Origin of the sequence: Pseudoalteromonas shioyasakiensis (assembly GCF_019134595.1) — a bacterium.
GTDB lineage: Bacteria > Pseudomonadota > Gammaproteobacteria > Enterobacterales > Alteromonadaceae > Pseudoalteromonas > Pseudoalteromonas shioyasakiensis_A.
This window is the reverse complement of sequence record NZ_CP077770.1, coordinates 649,196-668,672: the sequence shown is the minus strand read 5'-3', so window position 1 is coordinate 668,672 and position 19,477 is coordinate 649,196. Positions and strand designations below refer to the sequence as shown.

The 19,477-nt window shown below is 42.6% G+C and carries 16 protein-coding genes; 6 read left to right on the top strand and 10 right to left on the bottom strand.

Going from position 1 to position 19,477, the window contains the following annotated elements; all coding sequences use genetic code 11:
• Positions 1-49: 49 nt before the first annotated feature.
• Complete coding sequence (locus KQP93_RS03165) at positions 50-772, top strand: 3-deoxy-D-manno-octulosonic acid kinase (protein WP_217875786.1); 723 nt, start codon at positions 50-52, stop codon at positions 770-772.
• Here the strand turns inward: KQP93_RS03165 and hldE are convergent.
• Genes hldE through KQP93_RS03150 form a run of 3 tightly spaced genes read right to left on the bottom strand, consistent with a single transcriptional unit; the run spans position 762 to position 4,311 of the window.
• On the bottom strand, positions 762-2,201 hold the full coding sequence (gene hldE / locus KQP93_RS03160; protein WP_217875785.1) for a bifunctional D-glycero-beta-D-manno-heptose-7-phosphate kinase/D-glycero-beta-D-manno-heptose 1-phosphate adenylyltransferase HldE: 1,440 nt from the start codon (positions 2,199-2,201) through the stop codon (positions 762-764). The genes KQP93_RS03165 and hldE overlap by 11 nt on opposite strands.
• Complete coding sequence (locus KQP93_RS03155; RefSeq protein ID WP_054560969.1) at positions 2,201-2,791, bottom strand: D-sedoheptulose-7-phosphate isomerase; 591 nt, start codon at positions 2,789-2,791, stop codon at positions 2,201-2,203. Before KQP93_RS03155 ends, hldE begins: the two co-directional genes overlap by 1 nt.
• A gap of 32 nt (positions 2,792-2,823) precedes the next feature.
• Positions 2,824-4,311 carry a capsule assembly Wzi family protein gene (locus KQP93_RS03150; protein ID WP_217875784.1) on the bottom strand — a complete coding sequence of 496 codons (1,488 nt, stop codon included), beginning with the start codon at positions 4,309-4,311 and terminating at the stop codon, positions 2,824-2,826.
• Positions 4,312-4,464: 153 nt separating this feature from the next.
• Between KQP93_RS03150 and waaA the strand changes: the two genes are divergently transcribed.
• On the top strand, positions 4,465-5,724 hold the full coding sequence (gene waaA, locus KQP93_RS03145) for a lipid IV(A) 3-deoxy-D-manno-octulosonic acid transferase (RefSeq protein ID WP_217875783.1): 1,260 nt from the start codon (positions 4,465-4,467) through the stop codon (positions 5,722-5,724).
• Between the two features lie 50 nt (positions 5,725-5,774).
• On the top strand, positions 5,775-6,317 hold the full coding sequence (locus KQP93_RS03140; RefSeq protein WP_062566595.1) for a DUF1415 domain-containing protein: 543 nt from the start codon (positions 5,775-5,777) through the stop codon (positions 6,315-6,317).
• Positions 6,318-6,392: 75 nt separating this feature from the next.
• On the opposite strand, the gene KQP93_RS03135 is transcribed toward KQP93_RS03140, so the two are convergent.
• From KQP93_RS03135 to purL, 4 genes are all read right to left on the bottom strand, one after another.
• The gene (locus tag KQP93_RS03135; protein ID WP_054551056.1) at positions 6,393-6,728 is read right to left on the bottom strand and encodes a YdbL family protein; all 336 of its coding nucleotides are present in this window, start codon (positions 6,726-6,728) and stop codon (positions 6,393-6,395) included.
• 9 nt (positions 6,729-6,737) lie between these two features.
• A complete protein-coding gene (locus KQP93_RS03130; protein ID WP_054551055.1) occupies positions 6,738-6,920 on the bottom strand; it encodes a YnbE family lipoprotein in 183 nt (60 codons plus the stop codon).
• A complete protein-coding gene (locus KQP93_RS03125; protein WP_217875782.1) occupies positions 6,913-9,381 on the bottom strand; it encodes an intermembrane phospholipid transport protein YdbH family protein in 2,469 nt (822 codons plus the stop codon). Before KQP93_RS03125 ends, KQP93_RS03130 begins: the two co-directional genes overlap by 8 nt.
• Before the next feature lie 297 nt (positions 9,382-9,678).
• Complete coding sequence (gene purL, locus KQP93_RS03120) at positions 9,679-13,563, bottom strand: phosphoribosylformylglycinamidine synthase (protein WP_217875781.1); 3,885 nt, start codon at positions 13,561-13,563, stop codon at positions 9,679-9,681.
• A 311-nt stretch (positions 13,564-13,874) separates the two neighbouring features.
• On the opposite strand from purL, the gene mltF reads away from it, so the two are divergent.
• Positions 13,875-15,344, top strand: coding sequence for a membrane-bound lytic murein transglycosylase MltF (gene mltF / locus KQP93_RS03115; protein WP_217875780.1), 1,470 nt, complete (start codon positions 13,875-13,877; stop codon positions 15,342-15,344).
• Positions 15,345-15,438: 94 nt separating this feature from the next.
• A complete protein-coding gene (locus tag KQP93_RS03110; protein ID WP_165385080.1) occupies positions 15,439-15,609 on the top strand; it encodes a hypothetical protein in 171 nt (56 codons plus the stop codon).
• Here the strand turns inward: KQP93_RS03110 and tadA are convergent, their stop codons facing one another.
• Positions 15,610-16,107, bottom strand: coding sequence for a tRNA adenosine(34) deaminase TadA (gene tadA, locus KQP93_RS03105; RefSeq protein ID WP_217875779.1), 498 nt, complete (start codon positions 16,105-16,107; stop codon positions 15,610-15,612).
• Positions 16,108-16,287: 180 nt separating this feature from the next.
• Between tadA and KQP93_RS03100 the strand changes: the two genes are divergently transcribed.
• On the top strand, positions 16,288-17,592 hold the full coding sequence (locus KQP93_RS03100; RefSeq protein ID WP_217875778.1) for an inosine/guanosine kinase: 1,305 nt from the start codon (positions 16,288-16,290) through the stop codon (positions 17,590-17,592).
• Positions 17,593-17,598: 6 nt separating this feature from the next.
• Here the strand turns inward: KQP93_RS03100 and glsB are convergent, their stop codons facing one another.
• Both glsB and rpoH read right to left on the bottom strand, forming a co-directional pair.
• Positions 17,599-18,519, bottom strand: coding sequence for a glutaminase B (gene glsB / locus KQP93_RS03095; protein ID WP_175082458.1), 921 nt, complete (start codon positions 18,517-18,519; stop codon positions 17,599-17,601).
• An 80-nt stretch (positions 18,520-18,599) separates the two neighbouring features.
• A complete protein-coding gene (gene rpoH, locus KQP93_RS03090) occupies positions 18,600-19,463 on the bottom strand; it encodes an RNA polymerase sigma factor RpoH (RefSeq protein ID WP_054551048.1) in 864 nt (287 codons plus the stop codon).
• Positions 19,464-19,477 lie beyond the last annotated feature (14 nt).

Below are 19,477 nucleotides of genomic sequence, written 5' to 3'. Positions count from 1 at the left end.
CTAAAAATACGGTAAGATAGCGCTAATTCTATTTAATCTTGAAGTTGTTATGTTCGAAACTCAGCATCTACAAAACACCACCCTTTTGTGTCACCCAGCTTATAAAGATGCGCTCACGCAACAGTGGTTCGATGCCAATTATTGGCAACAGCAAGATAAAATCGTTGGCGCCAAAAAAGGCCGCGCAACAGCATGGTTTTTTAAACATCAACAATTTACAGGTGTTCTGCGCCACTATTGGCGCGGTGGTTTAATAGGTAAGTTGCTGAGCGATCAGTACTTATATTTTGGTTTAAAGCAAACTCGTGTCTATAAAGAATTTACACTGATGATGCGCTTAATTGAGCTTGGCCTAAACGTGCCGACCCCCATTGCAGCAAAAGTTACCACCCGCGGCTTAATCTATCGCGGCGATATCATTACCGAGGCAGTGACAGGCGCAAAAAGCGTGTTAGATATTTTAATCACACGCCCGCTCAGCCCGTCTGAACTCAAAGCGATAGCCATAACTCTTAGCGAATTTCATAATCACGGCGTCTATCACGCAGATTTAAACATCAATAACATCTTGTTCGATGATAAAGGTAAGGTGTTTATCATTGACTTTGACCGCGGTGAAATCAAACAACCACACCCTAGCTGGCAAACAGAGAATATCAAACGCCTTGCCCGCTCATTTGCGAAAGAGCAAGGCCGTAATGAAGTGATGCATTGGCAACAAAGTGATTGGCAGTCACTGGTGTGTGACTACCAAGCATTGCTTAAGACTTAATTTTGCTAATTACGTTTGATGTTGAGCATCCATTAAGAAACTCAAGTACTTCGACTTTTCCGCCATGGCGTAGAACATGATCGGCACCGGCAATTTGGTCAACGGTGTAATCGCCGCCTTTGACTAATACATCAGGGCTAATTTGCTCAATGAGCTTAGCTGGCGTGTCATTTTCTTCAATGCTACCAAATGGAATAACCCAATCAACTGACGCAAGCGCACTTAATACCATGGCACGTTCATCCAACGGATTAATTGGTCTTTCTGGGCCTTTTAAACGAGAGATTGATTCGTCGTTATTTAAGCCAACAACAAGTCTGTCGCCTCGCGCTTTAGCCTGAGCAAGGTAGCGCACATGGCCTGCGTGAAGAATGTCAAAACAGCCATTAGTGAACACTATTTTTTCACCATTTTGCTTAGCAAATTCAATATGCTGAAGTACATCTTCAAACGGTGTTTGATAATGTTCACCAGTTTGCTGCAAATATTGACCAAGCTTACGGCTCAACTCTTCTGGCGACACGGTTGCGGCCCCCAGTTTACTCACCGCAATACCTGCAGCAAGATTGGCAATTTCAACCGCATCTTTTGCTGCCATACCCGCACCAAGCATCACTGCAAGCGTCGCAATCACCGTATCGCCAGCGCCAGTAACGTCGCTGACTTCAAGCTGTTGGGCCGCAAAATCATATTTATCTGCTTGGCTGATTAACGACATCCCCTGCTCTGAACGAGTTAACAACATAGCAGCTATGCCCGCTTCACTGATTAGCTTACGAGCGCTGTCAGTCAAGTTTTGCTCAGAATCAGTTTTACCACCAGCAAGCTTAAATTCATTTAAGTTAGGGGTTATGTAATCGGCACCACGATACAAGCTTAAATCAGATGATTTAGGGTCAATAAGTACCGTTTTACCCGCTTTCTTTGCAACCTGAACCATTTGTTGAATTAAGCTCAGCGAGCCTTTGTTGTAATCAGAAAACAATACAAAATCGTAGTCATCTAAAACCAGCTCTAAACGGTTTAATAACAATTGGCTGTGTTGCTCAGTAAAGCTCTCTTCAAGGTCTAAACGAACAACTTGCTGATGACGGCTGATTACTCGCATTTTAGAAATAGTCGGTAAATCGCAAACACTGACTAATTGCGAATCAATTTTCTCTGAACTTAAAATTGTTTCGAGGATTTGACCGCTTTCATCTTCACCAACTAAACCGAGTAGGCCCACTTTACCATCTAAACGGGCAATATTTTTTGCTACGTTTGCTGCACCACCGGCTTTGTCTTCAAACTTACTGACTTTTACAACAGGTACTGGGGCTTCAGGCGAAATACGCCCTGAGTCGCCATGCCAGTACCTATCTAGCATGACATCACCAACAACTAAAATACGTGCCTTTGAAAGGTTTTTTAGTAACGCTAAATCCATTACTTTTGCTCCGCTACAACCATATCGATGGCTTCACATAACCAATGCCCGATAAACATGTGCGCTTCTTGGATACGCGCGGTTTCATCATTTTTAATAATAATAGGTAGCTTAGCGATATCTTTTACTTTACCACCATCTCGGCCTGTTAATGCCACAGTAAAGGCGCCGATTTCATTTGCCGCTGCCAGTGCGAGGTTGATGTTAGGGCTAGTGCCAGAGGTGGTTAAGCCAATCACTAAATCTTCAGGCTTACATAACGCCTGTACTTGGCGCTCAAATACAGTATCAAAATGATAGTCGTTACTGTGAGCGGTTAAAATTGAGGTGTCTGTTGTCAATGCGATAGAAGCAAGTGGACCGCGCTCCAATTTATAACGCACCACAAACTCTGCAGCTAAATGCTGCGCATCAGCCGCGCTACCACCATTACCAAACCAAATGACTTTGCCACCTGCTTGCAAAGCACTGTGACATGCTTCAAGTAATTGCATCACCTCGGGGTGGTAGGTTTCCATCGTTTCAAACAACATTTGATGGCGATTTAAACTTTCGAGGTAGCTTGCCGCTACAGAATCAAGATTAGACATAAATATTCCTTAAAAAGTATTAACGGCTTTGCTTACCAAAAATAGGCAACAGATAACCAAGTATAGTTATCTCCAAATACATCTTCACCATAGGTAAGAGTTGTCTCTAATGTATGCTCGTCTAATTGACGTGTGTTACTTAGCTGAAGTTCAACGGCACGTTCATAATCGCCTGTCGTTTGACCCCACTCATTTAAATAGTTACTCTCATTCTCTATCAATGTTAGCTTACTGCGCCAAAATGAACGGTAGCTTTCACTATAAGTTAATTCCATGCTGTGCACTTGCGTCGGTGGCGCATCAGCATAAACTCTCGCAACGCCATTGGCATGTAAGTCAGTATATCGCTGATCAGCTGCATAGTGACCGGTTACAAAACCACCAACCGTATTACCATATGCAGGGTAAATTTCATTGACGTACCACAAACTGTGCATATTGGTATATTCATACCTTAGCGACATTTTATTACTCAGTTTTGGTAAGAAGAAGCCAAAATTACTAACAGTATTGCCAAATTGGTAGTTCTTATGATTTTTTGTATCTTCACCACCGTATTCAAAGTAAAGTTCAACTGGCATTCCCCAATTAAAATTCACAGTGCTGGTAATTGTTACGTATTGGTCACCTAACTCATTATCTTTACTACCAGTAAGGCCAGAGTTGTCATTACCTGCCGGATCAAAAAATGCGTCCACCACATCACCAGCATCTACCTTACGTGGCCCACCGCCAAACTGCATCATTCGATTAAGACCCAGCTTCCAACCATCAAGTGGCTCAATACTAAAATGCGTTCCTGCAAGTTTTGGTGTACCACTATGAAGCTCACCTTGATAAAGAATACCATTATCAACATGTTCTAATTCTGAATAATACAATTCAAAATCAAAATTCCACCAATTATGGGCAGGCTTTACCATACCAATTGAAATAGAGGGTGCAGTTTTAGCGTTAGTAGAAATAATCTGCGCAGAATGCTTAAACGGCGAGAACCAATGTTCTTTATAACCAAGGTTTAACTGCAAATCTTCGCCGGCAAAACTGATAAACGAATTGTAATTTACAAACTTATTTGCTTTGGCTCGATAATCAACACCAACTTGTACTAACGTGTAATCATTAGCACGCCAAATACCTTCGAAAAAGCCTTGTCCCCACTCATCAGAGCTGAGACCGCGTTGATTAGCAATTTTCTTTGTATTATCTGTGTCTACTTGCAGTTTTACACCAGCACGAGTTACTGCATCATCACTTTGATATGGCTTGATTTTTGAACGAATAGCAGCAGCTAACCCTGGCTCTTGCTTTTCAAGCACCAAAAGTGCTTTCTCGACTTCTGCTAAACGATAAGGTTTAGCCATAGGAGTGCCAATGGTTAGTGCAAACAAAGTATCTAATTGATGATCAAGCTGTGCATCCATACCCATAGGCAAATAAGCGGTTGGTGTTGCAAATAAAGGCATTGAGCAACTTAATAAGACACCTACTACCGAGGCTTTTATCATTTTAAATTTCATAATTGCTTCGTTGATTTGTTAAGTAACCGAAATACTACCAAATATGCCAATAGTAAACACTTAAAACTCTCATTGATAACCGTTTTTAACATTTTATATTTAGATTGCGTATGTTCCACGCTATCATAACGTTTTACCCATTTAGGCTAAGCAATGGCGCGCATTTTATACTCTTTACTTTTATACCTACTAAGCCCACTGGTTGTTTTTTACCTGTATGTTTTACGTGGCAAAAAGAATAAGGGTTACCGTGAGCATTTTGCTGAGCGCTTTGGCTTTTCGAATTTGTCGCTCCACGATGTTGTTTTTCATTGTGCCTCTGTCGGTGAAGTGTTAGCAGCAACGCCACTTATCAAGGCCGTTCAATCAGACAACCCTGCACTTACTATTTTAGTAACCTGCAATACCCCAACGGGTCGCGAGCAAATTAAAAATAACTTTAAAGATACTGTTAGCTGCTGTTATTTACCGATTGATTTTTTCTTCGCTACACGGCGTTTTTTAAAACGTATCCAGCCAAAGGTACTGTGTATTTTAGAAACGGAACTTTGGCCAAACCTTATGGCGCAAAGCAACAACACCGGCACAAAAGTACTTGTTTTAAATGCCCGGCTTTCAGCTAAATCACAGCAAGGCTACCAAAAGGTAATGCCTTTAACTAAGGTGATCATGCAATCAATTAGCGACCTTGCTAGTCATAATCAAGATGATGCCAAACGTTTTATTGAACTTGGTTTAAAGCCTGAAAAGGCACGCGTATTTGGCTCAATTAAGTTTGATATCACGCCAACCAATGAACAATTAAATAAAGTCGCAGCACTAAAAAAACAGTATAACAACGAGCGCTTTATCTGGATTGCAGGCTCTACTCACCCCGTTGAACACGAGCTTATTTTAACTGCTCATGAGAAGCTGTTAAAAGCGTTACCCAACGCTCTTTTGATTATTGCTCCACGTCACCCAGAACAATTTGGTAAAGTCGCTGAAATATTAAAAAGCTCAAATTTGAGCTTTAGTCGTCGCAGTGAAGATAGCTATAACAACCAACAAGTTGTGTTAGCTGATACGTTAGGTGAGTTACAATGCTTATATGGTGTGGCAAACATCAGCTATGTTGGCGGTAGTTTAATAGAGCGAGGTGGACATAACCCGTTAGAGTCAGCAGCGTTTTCTGTTGGCGTATTAGCAGGCCCTCATACCTATAACTTTGACCATATTTATCCTGAGCTGATTAGTGCTCAGGGAGCTAAAACCGTCACCGATGAAAATCACCTTGCTGACACACTTATCGCTTTGAGTAGTGATACTCAAGAGACGGTTAAGCTCGGTCAACAAGCTGCAAAATGCGTTGCTAACAATCAAGGCGCCATAAGCAAAACAGTTAATTTAATTGAGCATTACTTAGAAAAGTAAGATAGAAAAGTAAAATAGAATAGAGAAATAATGTGACTTCAAAGCAAGCGATGAATCGCCCAGAAATACAAATGCGCGAATGGGTATCAAGCGTAATCGTAAAATACAATTTCTGCCCGTTTGCTCGTAAAGAAGTTGAAAGCAATTGTATTCATTACCAAATCAGCCAATCTACTACTCTTGATGATGCAGTAATGGATATGCTTGAGCAATGTAGCGCCTTAGACCAACAAGCAGAGCGCGAAACCACTTTGTTAATGTTTGAGCAAGGCTTTAAGGATTTTGAAGAGTTCTTAGATTTAGTCGATTTAGCCAATGCGCTTTTAGCTGCGCAAGGCTATGAAGGTAAGTATCAAATAGCCAACTTTCATCCTGACTATGTGTTTGCTGATAGCGATGACAGCGATGCTGCAAACTATACGAATCGTGCACCTTACCCAACACTGCATTTGATCCGTGAAGCCAGCATGAGCGAAGCGTTAGACAGCTACAATGAACCTGAATCGATCCCAGAGCACAACATTAAACTAGCAAGACGCAAAGGCATCGACTTTTGGCAGCAGCTGCTGCAAAACTGCATCGATAAGCGCTAACACCTACCGGCGTTTAATAGATAAAAAGCCAGCAATGCTGGCTTTTTATTTTTTATAGCTATTAAATTTAGTGAGTTATTTTTTTACCCACTCACCGTTCACTTCAATGTAGTGACCCGGCTTAGTTTTCTCGATAGTTTTAGCAGCTGCAAGGGCTTCAACTTGCGCTAACGAAAGATTGTTCTTTTTCGCAAGTTTTAAATATTGCTCTTTACGCTTTGCATTAATTTCATCAACGACCGCTTTTGCTTCGCTGTTATTAACCACTAAACCTAAATAGCCTGAGCTGTCTTCACCTACTAAGCCTTGGCTTTTTGCATCATCAAGGCTGATAGCCCAAGCAGAGAAAGATAAACAAACAGCACTGATCAAGGTGATCACATTTAGTTTTTTAAGTTGTAATTTACGCATGTGTGCTCCTTAGAATAATTCGCTGTCATCACTGAATAAGGTATCAAGTTCTTTATCCACTTTTACGCGGATCTCATGGTCAACTTTTACATTTAAGTTGATTGTAATCGGCTCTTTTGCTGCCACCTCAACACGGTGGGTACAGGCACTCAGCATGCCTACTGCCGTCAGCATTACTAACCACTTAGCCATCATTGCTTCCTTTTTTTGCATACTCTTTCTCAACTTTTTGAGTAATTTCATCACTTAAACGCAGCGCTCTAAGTAAAGTAAATACATTCTCTTCATGATTATAATTAAAGTTCACTGCTTGCTGCTGCGCTTCATTATAACCCTCTAAATTAACACCTAAATGCAACCATCCATCCGGTTTGAGGTTAACACTGCTACGTAGTTTTTTAATATCTAAATTCTCAAGTAAACTCAGCGTTGTGCTCAGCTCCTGTTGCTGCGCTTTTACAGCCTCAAAGCCCGCATTATTAGTGATCAGTAACTTTCCATCACCTTGATTAACTAGCTGCCCTTGCTTTACCTCTATCCCCTGTTTGCTTATAACAACAGGTAAAGTGCCTGCTAAGCGCCCACTTAAGCTAATCCCAGACTCTGCATCAAGAGTGACCAATTTGCTGGCATCAATATTTTCAAATTTAACGGTCGCAGTTTGGTTATCACTGAGTGGGCAGTACTTATTCACCACAAATGCACCACCCATAACCTGACCAGTTAGATTAGCTGCGCAAGGCTGATTAGCCGTTACCTGCAACTGACCTTGTATATTTTTGACCACAGCACCTGCACGCAGTTCATTGAGTGTAAATTTAGTCGCTGCAATATTAAGCTGGCCTGAATTAAACGTGCCGTTCAAATTCACTGCAAAATCATTCGCTAGATAATCATTATAAAGCGCACTAAGTTTATCTATCTGCAAAGTGCCCTTTGCTTGTTGAAGATTTACATCCCCTTTTATATTGCCCGAAACGACTCCGTCGGTGACTGTAGCAAGCGGCTCAAACTGAGCAATTATTGGGTTAAGTTTGGATACTGCCTGCTCAGGTATCACCAATTCAAATGGGTGCGCAACCTCAGACATATGATGACTAATAAGCACTTCAAAACCATCTGCAAACACATGATGTGTTGCCTGCAAGGCGCGGCTTTGAAGAGCCTTTGTAACAACAGACAACTTATTTAAGCTAAGCTCTGGTGTTGATAATTTAGCGGCCGTGGTTTTAGCATCAATATCAGCAAATAACTCCCCCACACTGAGGTCTGTACTAAGGGTTAGCTCATTGCTGATTTTTGCTGCATTCATATCATCATAAGTTAATGATTTAACCTTGCTATTGGCTTTAACAACAAGGTGCTGCAGGGCATTATACTCAGCGTCAATCGCGCTGCTAAAATCAGCTATCCGTGCACCCGATATTAGGGCATTTTTAGCACTGATATTGGTATTCAGTTTAGCTGTAGGGCTAGTAAATAACTCATCGATATTTAGCTTTCCTTTAGCCCCAATATCCTCAACCAGAGCACCGTCAGCCTGAAAATCTAAAAATGCTGGTAATGACTCCATTGAAAGTTGAAAATCAGCGCTAACGTCGCTTTCATGCAAATGCGCATTGAGTTTAAACTCATCTATATCTTTACTATTAAAATCAATGCTAACTTGGCTATTAAGTGATGCGAGCGGCTCCAGCAAAGAAAGGCTCGTATTACTGACTGTCACCTCACTTTGCCCTTCTGTAGCTTGCAGCTTTACAGTTGGGATTGATAGCAGCTCACCTTCTACACTAACTGGTTTCTCAATGTGTAACAGCCAAGTAAGCGGTAACTGCGCTTCAATAAATGGTTGATGCTGTTGGTCTGCTATGATGTTTAAGCAATCTCGGTTTGCGCTAAGCTGATTTTGTAAAGCTGATAAATCCGCGTATAAATGCTGTTGATTTAATTGATACTTAGCACTCAATTGCCCTTCAGTGGTAATAGCTAGGTCGCACTGATCTATTGCATGCTGATAACTTGCATTAATTGAGCTTTCAATTGCAACTGTAATTCCATCAAACTTAATCTGTGACTGAGTGGTAAAATGGCTGCTTGTTGGCAATGCAGCGAACCGCTCTGCCACTTGCTTATCAAACGAGATGTTGGCTTTAACTTCATAATTAGATATTACAACGTCTGCATTAAGATCCCGTGAAATCGTAAAATGATTTAGGCGTTTTTCTTGTATCGCCAGCCTAACAGGGGTGTCGGTAAACGGTAAGACTACATCAAGCTGCTCAATGCTTATTAGCGGTCTTTGCTCGGGTAATACCAAAGCAAGCTTTTTAAACTCAGTTTGTGCTGAGTCAGGTTGTTGATTATTAGCCTGATTGCTAATTATAAGATTGGCTCGAGAAACACTAACCTGTTGCTTATTCGCAATAATGCCTGCTAACTCAATTTGCTGTCCTTGGTAAGTTAAGCATAATTTCTCGATATTCAAATCAAGCTTGCGAGTTAATGACCAATCAATGCAGTGAAGCTCAGCGCCATTTTTACTAAGCATAGGCGTTAAGTACCACGATGTCAGTGGTAGCCTGAACAGATACGCCAACAGCAGCATGCTTAGCAAGATGCCTAGCAACCCTACGCTTACCCGCTTAAAACTCAAAAAACTCTCCTTGCCTTTGAACTTATACCAATCCGCTTAATTAAGTAGTCTATTTTGAGGCAATAAAACCTCGTTGATAACAAGGCAAAAATTTCGTTATTTAGTTGTTCTAAATGAGAAATTTTTAACGCAGTTAGCGACAGGTTTTATCCCTCAAAATGATTAAGTGTTATTGCGGGTTGGTATTACACTTACTAGCACCATTATAAACAAAAAGGCTGCACTTAATAGTGCAGCCTTTTTAGTTTAAACGGTTTGTATGAACCTAGCTTGTATAGCTAGGCATTTACCTAAGTTCTAGCCAACGTTTTTACGTGCGTTGCGGAACATACGCATCCATGGGCTATCCTCAGCCCACTCATCTGGGTGCCATGAGTTAGCAACAGTACGGAATACACGTTCTGGGTGCGGCATCATAACCGTGGCACGACCATCAGTAGAGGTAATACCTGTGATACCTTCAGGCGAGCCGTTCGGGTTAGCTGGGTATTGCGTTGTTGGGTTACCATAGTTATCAACGAACTTCACTGCCACGGTGCCTGACTCAAGCGCTGCTTTAACTGCATCGCTGTTAGCGAATTCAGCATGACCTTCACCATGAGACACAGCGATAGGCATACGAGAACCAGCCATACCGTTAAAGAATACCGATGGGTTTTCTTGTACTTCAACAAGGCTAAAGCGAGCTTCAAAACGCTCTGACTTATTCGTTACGAAACGTGGCCAGTGCTCAGTGCCTGGGATCAATTCTTTCAATGTTGAAAGCATTTGACAGCCATTACACACACCTAAGCTGAATGTATCTTCGCGGTGGAAGAAGCTTTGGAACTGCTCACGCGCCATCTCATTAAATAAGATTGACTTAGCCCAGCCTTCACCTGCACCTAATACGTCACCGTAAGAGAAGCCACCACATGCTACTAAGCCTTTAAATTGCTCAAGTGTTAAACGACCTTCAAGGATGTCGCTCATGTGTACGTCAACCGCTGCAAAGCCAGCGCGGTTAAATGCCGCAGCCATTTCTAAGTGAGAGTTAACACCTTGCTCACGTAGAATCGCCATTTTCGGCTTCGCACCTGTTGCAATGTAAGGCGCTGCAACATCTTCGTTTAAGTCAAAGTTTAGTTTAACGTTAAGACCAGGGTCTTTTGCGTCAAACTTAGCATCAAACTCTTGCTTAGCACACTCAGGGTTATCACGACGCGCTTGCATTTGGTAAGTTGTTTCAGCCCAAATAGTACGAAGCTCTGTGCGCGTGTGGTTAAGAACCACATCATCACCACGAGTGAATAGCACTCGGTCGTCAGTGTTCAATGTACCAATTTCATGGCTGATAGCAGCTAGACCGTGGTCTGCAAGAACTGCTTTCACTGCGTCTAAATCAACGTTTGCCACTTGGATAACCGCACCTAGCTCTTCATTGTAAAGCGCTTCGATATCTGAACCTGTTAAGCCAGCAAGGTCAACAGTGACACCCGTGTGACCAGCAAATGCCATTTCAGCAACCGTGGTGTATAAACCACCGTCTGAACGGTCATGGTAAGCAAGTAACTTGCTATCAGCAACAAGCGCTTGCATTGCTTCGTAGAAGCCTTTTAATAGTGCAGGGTTATCAACATCAGGTGTTACATCACCTAGTTGCTTATAAACCTGTGCAAGGCTTGATGCGCCCATACGGTTTTGACCCGCACCTAAATCAACTAATAATAGTGATGACTCACCTTTATCAGTACGTAGCTGTGGCGTTACTGTTTTACGCACATCTTCAACACGACCAAAGGCAGTAATGATCAGTGATAATGGTGCTGTAACCGATTTTTGCTCACCGTTTTCATCCCATTGAGTTTTCATCGACATTGAGTCTTTACCCACAGGGATTGTTAAACCAAGTGCCGGACAAAGCTCTTCACCTACCGCTTTAACTGCTTCGTAAAGACCTGCATCTTCGCCAGGGTGACCTGCTGCAGCCATCCAGTTTGCAGATAGCTTAATATTTTCAAGGCTACCGATGTTAGCACACGCGATGTTCGTTAGAGACTCAGCCACAGCTAAACGAGCAGAAGCACCGTAGTTTAAAAGTGCAGCTGGTGTACGTTCACCTAGTGACATTGCTTCACCGTGGTAAGTATCAAACGCAGCGGCTGTTACCGCACAGTTTGCTACTGGCACCTGCCAAGGACCTACCATTTGGTCACGAGCAACTAAACCCGTTACCGTACGGTCACCAATCGTGATTAAGAATGTTTTCTCAGCAATCGTTGGTAAGCGTAATAAACGCTGTGCAGCGTCTGCAGCATCAATGTTAGAAACGTCTAATGGTTGCGATTGTGCTTTTTTCGACTCAACTTCTCGGTGCATCTTTGGTGCTTTACCAAGTAAAACGTCAAGCGGTAGATCAACTGGGTTGTTACCGAAGTGGCTATCTTCAACCGTTAAGTGACGCTCTTCTGTTGCTTCACCAATAACAGCGTATTCTGCACGTTCACGTTTACAGATTGCTTCGAAGCGCGCGAAGTCTTCTGCCGCAACCGCTAATACGTAACGCTCTTGAGATTCGTTACACCAGATTTCGTGTGGTGCCATACCCGGCTCATCGTTTGGAATATCACGAAGTTGGAATTTACCACCACGACCGCCATCGTCTACAAGCTCAGGGAATGCGTTTGAAAGACCACCTGCACCCACATCGTGGATGAAAGCGATTGGGTTTGCATCACCTAGCTGCCAACATTTATCGATAACTTCCTGACAACGACGTTCCATTTCTGGGTTTTCACGCTGAACAGATGCAAAGTCTAAGTCTTCGTTTGATTGACCTGAAGTCATACTAGACGCAGCACCGCCACCAAGGCCGATGTTCATTGCCGGACCACCTAGTGCAATTAGCTTAGCACCTACAGGGATTTCACCTTTTTGAACATGTTCAGAACGAATGTTACCTAAACCACCTGCAAGCATAATTGGCTTGTGGTAACCACGTACTTCTTCACCATTATGGCTTGATACTTTTTCTTCGTATGTACGGAAGTAACCAAGTAAGTTAGGACGACCAAATTCGTTATTGAATGCCGCGCCACCTAATGGACCTTCAGTCATGATATCAAGTGCATTAACGATACGACCAGGCTTACCGAAGTCTGTTTCCCATGGTTGCTCGTAACCAGGAATACGTAGGTTAGATACAGTGAAGCCAACTAAACCAGCTTTAGGCTTAGAACCACGGCCTGTTGCACCTTCATCACGGATCTCACCACCAGAACCTGTTGATGCACCTGAGAATGGCGCAATCGCTGTTGGGTGGTTGTGCGTTTCAACTTTCATCAAGATTTCGATGTTTTCTTGATGATATGCGTACTCGCCTTCGTTATTCGGGAAGAAACGACCTGCTAGCGAGCCCTTCATTACTGCTGCGTTATCTTTATATGCAGATAACACGTTTTCAGGATTTTGCTCGTAAGTGTTTTTGATCATTTTGAACAATGATTTTGGCTGTTCGATGCCATCAATTGTCCAATCAGCGTTAAAGATTTTATGACGACAATGCTCAGAGTTTGCTTGTGCAAACATGAATAATTCGATGTCGTTCGGGTTACGCCCTAACTTTTGGAAGTTTTCTACCAAGTAATCAATTTCGTCATCTGCAAGCGCAAAACCTTGCTCAACGTTTGCTTTAGCAAGCGCTTCACGGCCACCACCTAAAATGTCAACTGATGACATTGGACGCGGCTCATCGTGACGGAATAATTTAGCTGCATCAGCCATATCCGCGTGCGTTGCTTCAGTCATACGGTCATGTAATAACGCTGCAACTTCAGCTGTTTGCTCAGCTGATAGATTACCTTCTACGTAGTATGCAATACCACGTTCAACACGGTGAACTTGGCTTAAGCCACAGTTATGCGCGATGTCAGTTGCTTTTGATGCCCAAGGCGAGATAGTGCCTGGACGCGGCGTTACAAGAATTAACGTGCCAGCAGGGGTATGCTCGGCAATTGTTGGACCATAAGTAAGCAGTTTTTCCAGCTTGGTTTGCTCATCAGCTGAAAGCTCGGCTGTAAGATCAGCAAAATGCATGAACTCAGCATAAACGTCAGTGACTGGAAGTTGTGCCTGTTGGCAACGCGCTAAAATTTTCTGAACTCTAAAATCGGAAAGTGCTGGTGCACCACGAAGGATCAACATAGGTATTTTCATCCGGGGTTAGGGATTGAACGATATTTTAGGCGCATATTATAGTGCAAATAACGTCTAGATTTAACTCAAAATTACGCTTTTATTTAAATAATCTTCATAACCGGTTTTATGGTTGTAACAATTAACTATCTTAGTCGTCTTAATTTATTCGCAGGTTCTTGTTCTGTATGACTTATCTATCAGCTACCTTGTTATAGTTATTAATTTTTAAATAGATATATAAAACTATATGCGAAGTGACGTAGCTTAGAAGTTTTGTTATAACACTAAGGTAATGGTTTAAGGGGCATTTATAATCTATGCAAAAGTTACTCGCTATTTTTAGTTTAGTGCTCATGTTATGTGCATGCGATATGCAACAACAACCGTCGCAACTTGCTCATATCAAGGCGCAGAACAAAATTAGAGTTGGCACATTAGCTGGCGCGAGTAATTACTATCAGGCTCCACAAGGTGTGCAAGGCTTCGAATATGAACTCGCCCAAGAGTTTGCTGACTATGTTGGTGTTGAGCTCGAGATGGTGCCCTTTTTTAATCTATCCGATATGTTCGCACGCTTAGAAAGTGGCGATTTAGATATTATAGCTTCGGGTCTTACTTATAATACGATTCGGGCAGAGCATTACCGTTTCGGCCCTACCTACCGGACAATAAGCCAAAAATTAGTTTATAAACAAGGCCGTACTCGTCCTCGAGAGTTTGAGGATTTAACCGGTAATCTCACTGTTTTAGCCAAAAGCAGCCACTCGTTGGCACTACAACAATTAAAACAACTGCACCCTAAACTTAGCTGGAACGAAACAGAAGACATGGATGAAGAAGAGCTTCTGCAAGCTGTTATCGACGGTGAAATTGATTACACCCTAGCAGACTCACACACCTTGTCGCTGTTTCGCCGCTACCACCCAAACTTGAGTATTGGCTTTTCGGTTACCCGTAACGACCCTATCGCTTGGTTACTAAGAAAAGATGGTGACGACTCTTTATATGCCCTAATGGTGCCATTTTTTGGCGACGTAAAACAAAGCAACCAGCTTTATGTTTTAGAAGAAAAATACTTCGGCCATGTTCGTCAGTTTAATTATGTGAATACGCTTGCTTATATCGAAGCAATAAAAGACACCTTACCTAAATACCAACCTTGGTTTGAGCAATACGCAGGTAACATAGACTGGCGATTACTGGCAGCTTTGAGTTATCAAGAATCGATGTGGAACCCAAGGGCTAAGTCGCCAACCGGTGTTCGCGGTATTATGATGCTAACCCAAGCAACAGCAAAACAGGTCGGCGTAACAAATCGTTTAGAGCCAGAGCAAAATATTAAAGGTGGTGCGCAGTATCTTGCCAAAGTAATTTCTTGGATCCCTGAACGCATTCCGCAGCCCGACAGAACCTGGTTTGCCTTAGCCTCTTACAATGTTGGCTGGGGACACGTCAACGACGCACGTATTATTACCGAGCAAGAAGGTGCAAGCCCCGATAAATGGGCTGATGTTAAAAAGCGCTTACCGCTTTTAATTAAAAAGCGTTACTATCGAAAAACCAAATATGGTTATGCCCGTGGCGATGTTGCAGTAAAATATGTTGATAATATTCGCCGATATTACGACGCACTGGTTTGGCTTGATGAAAATGATGCGATTGCTAACCCAAGCGAAGAAGAACAAAGCACTGAAGAAGCTCAACCTGAAGCGCAAGCGAGCGAACCAAAGCCAAATGACAACACGCAACAAACCAACTCAGAGCAGCAAGAATTAGAAAACAACTAACTTCAAGCACCGAAATCTGTTTACTTGTCATCAAATGATCATTATCTTCCTGTAGAGATCAATATAATGCTTTACTCTCACTTAAGGAGCACTCATGTTAAAAAGAAGACGCACGACACATAAGTTCAAGCGTAATGTTATTTACTCAACGGCGACCCGCCGTCGTATCATGCTACGTAATACACACAAAAAAGTTATTTGGCGTCGCCGCTTATTTGCGATGCAGTTAATGGAAGCACAAGTTCCTGCAACGCCGGTTGTATAACTAGGCGTTGCGAGCAGCCTGCTTTGCCGCCTTTTTCTCTTCTCTACGACGCTTAAAAAACGCTGAAATTACCGCTCCACACTGCTCACTCATAACATCACCGGTTACTTCAACTTGATGATTAAGCCTAGGTTCTTGCAGCAGATTCATAATTGATCCTGCCGATCCAGTTTTGGCGTCTTTAGCACCAAATACCAATCGCTTAATACGGCTATGTACCAACAGACCTGCGCACATAGAACAAGGCTCTAACGTTACATACAAGGTGCAATCGATTAATCGATAGTTATTAAGTACTTTACCTGCTTCGCGGATTGCCATCATTTCAGCATGAGCGGATGGGTCATTATCAATAATTGAGCGATTATAACCATAAGCAATCAGTTGATTATCTTTTACCAGCACAGCACCAACAGGGATTTCATTAATCGCAGCCGCTTCATTGGCGTAGTTTAATGCTTTTTCCATCCAATATTGGTCGCTAAATTGTTCGCTCATATATCACACAAATCTTGTAAAACTGTGAGTAATTATACCTAGTTAGTGAAAAATGTCGGCAATAAATACTGCTACACTTAAAAATTAACGCAAAATTTAGTGGCTTTTTCATGGCTCAATGGACCCATATTGCGCTATAATCTCGCGCTTTTTTTATTTAGCTTACAACACGGGTAGCAAATGAAATTTCCTGGACGCCGCAGGCATAAACATTATTTTCCGGTGGAAGCCAAAGATCCACTGACGAATCAACTTAACTCAACCGACCGACTACAACGTAGTTATATTACGGGTATCGACCAAATTGTGGTAGATATTGAAGCGAAAGTTGATCAAGCTTTCCTAGATGAATTTCAATTGCGCCGTGGCATGTCGCAAGTGATCGATAACGATATTACCAACGCGCTATACGACAGACTAAAACTCGACAATATGATCGATTATGAGTTTGCCGGTGGTACGGTAGGTAACACCATGCACAACTACTCTACCCTAGCTGACGACCGTTCAGTGTTGTTAGGGGTAATGAGTGAAAATATCAAAATCGGCAGCTATGCATATCGTTTTTTATGTAACACCTCAAGCCGCGTTGACCTTGACTACCTTCAGCCTGTAGATGGCCCAATTGGTCGTTGTTTTACCTTAATTGACGAGACCGGTGAGCGTACCTTCGCAATCAGCGCGGGGCTAATGAACCACCTTCGTCCTGAATCAATCGATCAAGCACTTATTGAGAATTCATCAGCACTAGTGATCAGCGCGTACCTAATGCGTACTCAAGGTGATGAAACCATGACCGAAGCCACCATGCAGGCAGTAAAATATGCCAATGATGCAGGTGTACCTGTGGTTTTAACCCTTGGTACTAAGTTTCTAATTGAACAAGATCCTGCTTGGTGGGCTGACTTTGTTAAAGAGCATGTTGATATTCTTGCTATGAACGAAGAAGAAGGTCTTGCTATTACTGGCTTTGAAGATCCGCTTCTGGCAGCCGACAAAGCGCTAGATTGGACTGATTTAGTTATTTGTACAGCTGGCGAAAAAGGCTTGTTTATGGCCGGTTACGTAGACGACTCATTCAAGCGTGAAACAGAATATCCGTTATTACCAGGTGCGATTGCTGACTTTAACCGTTATGAATTTTCGCGCGCAATGCGCAAAGAGGACTGCAAAAACCCTATTCGTGCGTACAGCCACACAGCACCATTTATGGGTGGCCCAGATAGCATTAAAAATACCAATGGCGCAGGCGATTGTGCTCTGGCCGCGGTACTGCATGACCTATCAGCAAACGTTTACCACAAACTTAATGTGGCAAACTCAGCGAAGCATCAGCAGCCTGCGATGACCTACTCATCGCTTGCACAAATTAGTAAATACGCTAACCGTGCAAGTTATGAAGTACTTGTTCAGCACTCGCCACGTTTATCTCGTGGCTTACCTGAACGTGAAGATTGTTTAGAGCAAGTTTACTGGGATCAGTAACCGCGACTAAAAAATCGAAATATCCAGTTTCTGGGATAAACGCTCAAGAGCCGCTATCCCAGCTACTGAGTTACCATACGAGTTAAGTCTTGGCGCCCACACAGCCACAGTAAATTGATTTGGTAATACAGCTAAAATAGTACCCGACACCCCTGACTTACCCGGCATACCAACACGGTAGCCAAAATCCCCAGCAGCATCGTATAAACCACTGGTAAACAGTAACGAGTTTAACTGCTTATTTTGCCTTGCACTGAGCACTTCTTGGCCATTAGCATCTTTACCTTGGTTTGCTAAGTAATTGTAGGCTTTTGCTAATTCTACGCAGTTTAACTCTATGGCACAGAAGTTAAAGTAAGCCCATAACACATCATCAACTTCATTATTAAAGTTGCCGAATGACTTCATTAGATGCCCCATCGCGGCGTTGCGATGACGAAACTCATATTCAGAATTTGCCACTTTCTTATCAATAACAACCTGAGCATTCCCTGATAACTGACGAAATGACTCAAGCATAGAGTGCATCGGCGCAGATAAACGGCTATATAACGCGTCACAGGTGACAATCGCGCCGGCATTAATAAATGGGTTGCGTGGTATGCCCTGTTCAAACTCAAGCTGTGTAAGTGAGTTAAAAGCGGTGCCTGAAGGCTCTTTACCGACTCGTTGCCACAGCTCATCACCATAACGCTGAAGTGCTAAAGTTAAGGTCATTACTTTCGAAACAGATTGAATTGTAAAACGCGCACCACAATCACCCGCGCAATAGGTTTGCCCATCTACTGTATGAATAGCAATGGCAAACTGGTTTGGCTCAACCTCTGCAAGCGCAGGAATATAATCAGCAACCTTACCTTGGCTCAGTAATGGTTGAACTTCTTTTGTGATTTCATCTAATACATGTTGATAATCAATCTGTGACATACCGCGTCCTTTAAAACAAAAAGCCCCGCATTTGCGAGGCTTTGTAGTCTACTAAAGATGGTTTGCTATAGCGATTGCTATTAGCTCATCGCTGATTGCAGTTTTTTCATTGCTGTTTTTTCTAGCTGGCGAACACGCTCTGCTGAAACGTTATATTTCTCAGCAAGCTCTTGTAATGTTGCTTTATCGTCAGCTAACCAACGTGCACTTACGATGTCTTGAGAACGTTCATCAAGCGTTTTTAACGCGCTGAATAAACGTGCATGAGACTGTTCTTGCCATTGCTGCTCTTCGATATCATCAGCAAGGTCAGCACTGCCATCTGTTAAATACTGTACTGGCGAGTATGTGCTTGTCGGTGCGTCGTCATTGTCGTCGCCCGTTAAGTCAAAGCCCATATCTTGGCCACTCATACGTGATTCCATCTCACGTACTTCTTTTTCACTTACACCTAGCTCATTAGCAACTGTGCTAACCTCAGCTTGGTTGAACCAACCTAAACGCTTTTTATTTTTACGTAGGTTGAAGAATAATTTACGTTGCGCTTTTGTTGTTGCAACTTTCACGATACGCCAGTTTTTCAGTACGTATTCATGAATTTCGGCTTTGATCCAGTGAACAGCGAATGAAACTAAGCGAACACCTACACTTGGGTCGAAACGTTTTACCGCTTTCATCAGACCGATGTTACCTTCCTGAATTAAATCAGCTTGCGGTAAGCCATAACCTGAATAGCTTTTCGCAATATGAGCAACAAAGCGTAGATGCGACATAATGAGTTGCTTCGCAGCTTCAAGATCACCTTCTTCCTGAAGACGTGTCGCCAACTGCTTTTCTTTCTCTGCATCAAGCATAGGAATAGTGCTAACCGCTTGAAGGTAGCCATCCATACTTGCGCTCTGTTGACCTGCAGTAAGTGCCATTGCGTATAAATCTTTACTCATTTTTCACCTCAGTG

Coding starts and splice junctions, on each gene's coding strand:
- KQP93_RS03165 (WP_217875786.1), top strand. CDS start 50: ATGTTCGAAACTCAGCATCTACAAAACACCACCCTTTTGTGTCACCCA.
- hldE (WP_217875785.1), bottom strand. CDS start 2,201: ATGGATTTAGCGTTACTAAAAAACCTTTCAAAGGCACGTATTTTAGTT.
- KQP93_RS03155 (WP_054560969.1), bottom strand. CDS start 2,791: ATGTCTAATCTTGATTCTGTAGCGGCAAGCTACCTCGAAAGTTTAAAT.
- KQP93_RS03150 (WP_217875784.1), bottom strand. CDS start 4,311: ATGAAATTTAAAATGATAAAAGCCTCGGTAGTAGGTGTCTTATTAAGT.
- waaA (WP_217875783.1), top strand. CDS start 4,465: ATGGCGCGCATTTTATACTCTTTACTTTTATACCTACTAAGCCCACTG.
- KQP93_RS03140 (WP_062566595.1), top strand. CDS start 5,775: ATGAATCGCCCAGAAATACAAATGCGCGAATGGGTATCAAGCGTAATC.
- KQP93_RS03135 (WP_054551056.1), bottom strand. CDS start 6,728: ATGCGTAAATTACAACTTAAAAAACTAAATGTGATCACCTTGATCAGT.
- KQP93_RS03130 (WP_054551055.1), bottom strand. CDS start 6,920: ATGGCTAAGTGGTTAGTAATGCTGACGGCAGTAGGCATGCTGAGTGCC.
- purL (WP_217875781.1), bottom strand. CDS start 13,563: ATGTTGATCCTTCGTGGTGCACCAGCACTTTCCGATTTTAGAGTTCAG.
- mltF (WP_217875780.1), top strand. CDS start 13,875: ATGCAAAAGTTACTCGCTATTTTTAGTTTAGTGCTCATGTTATGTGCA.
- KQP93_RS03110 (WP_165385080.1), top strand. CDS start 15,439: ATGTTAAAAAGAAGACGCACGACACATAAGTTCAAGCGTAATGTTATT.
- tadA (WP_217875779.1), bottom strand. CDS start 16,107: ATGAGCGAACAATTTAGCGACCAATATTGGATGGAAAAAGCATTAAAC.
- KQP93_RS03100 (WP_217875778.1), top strand. CDS start 16,288: ATGAAATTTCCTGGACGCCGCAGGCATAAACATTATTTTCCGGTGGAA.
- glsB (WP_175082458.1), bottom strand. CDS start 18,519: ATGTCACAGATTGATTATCAACATGTATTAGATGAAATCACAAAAGAA.
- rpoH (WP_054551048.1), bottom strand. CDS start 19,463: ATGAGTAAAGATTTATACGCAATGGCACTTACTGCAGGTCAACAGAGC.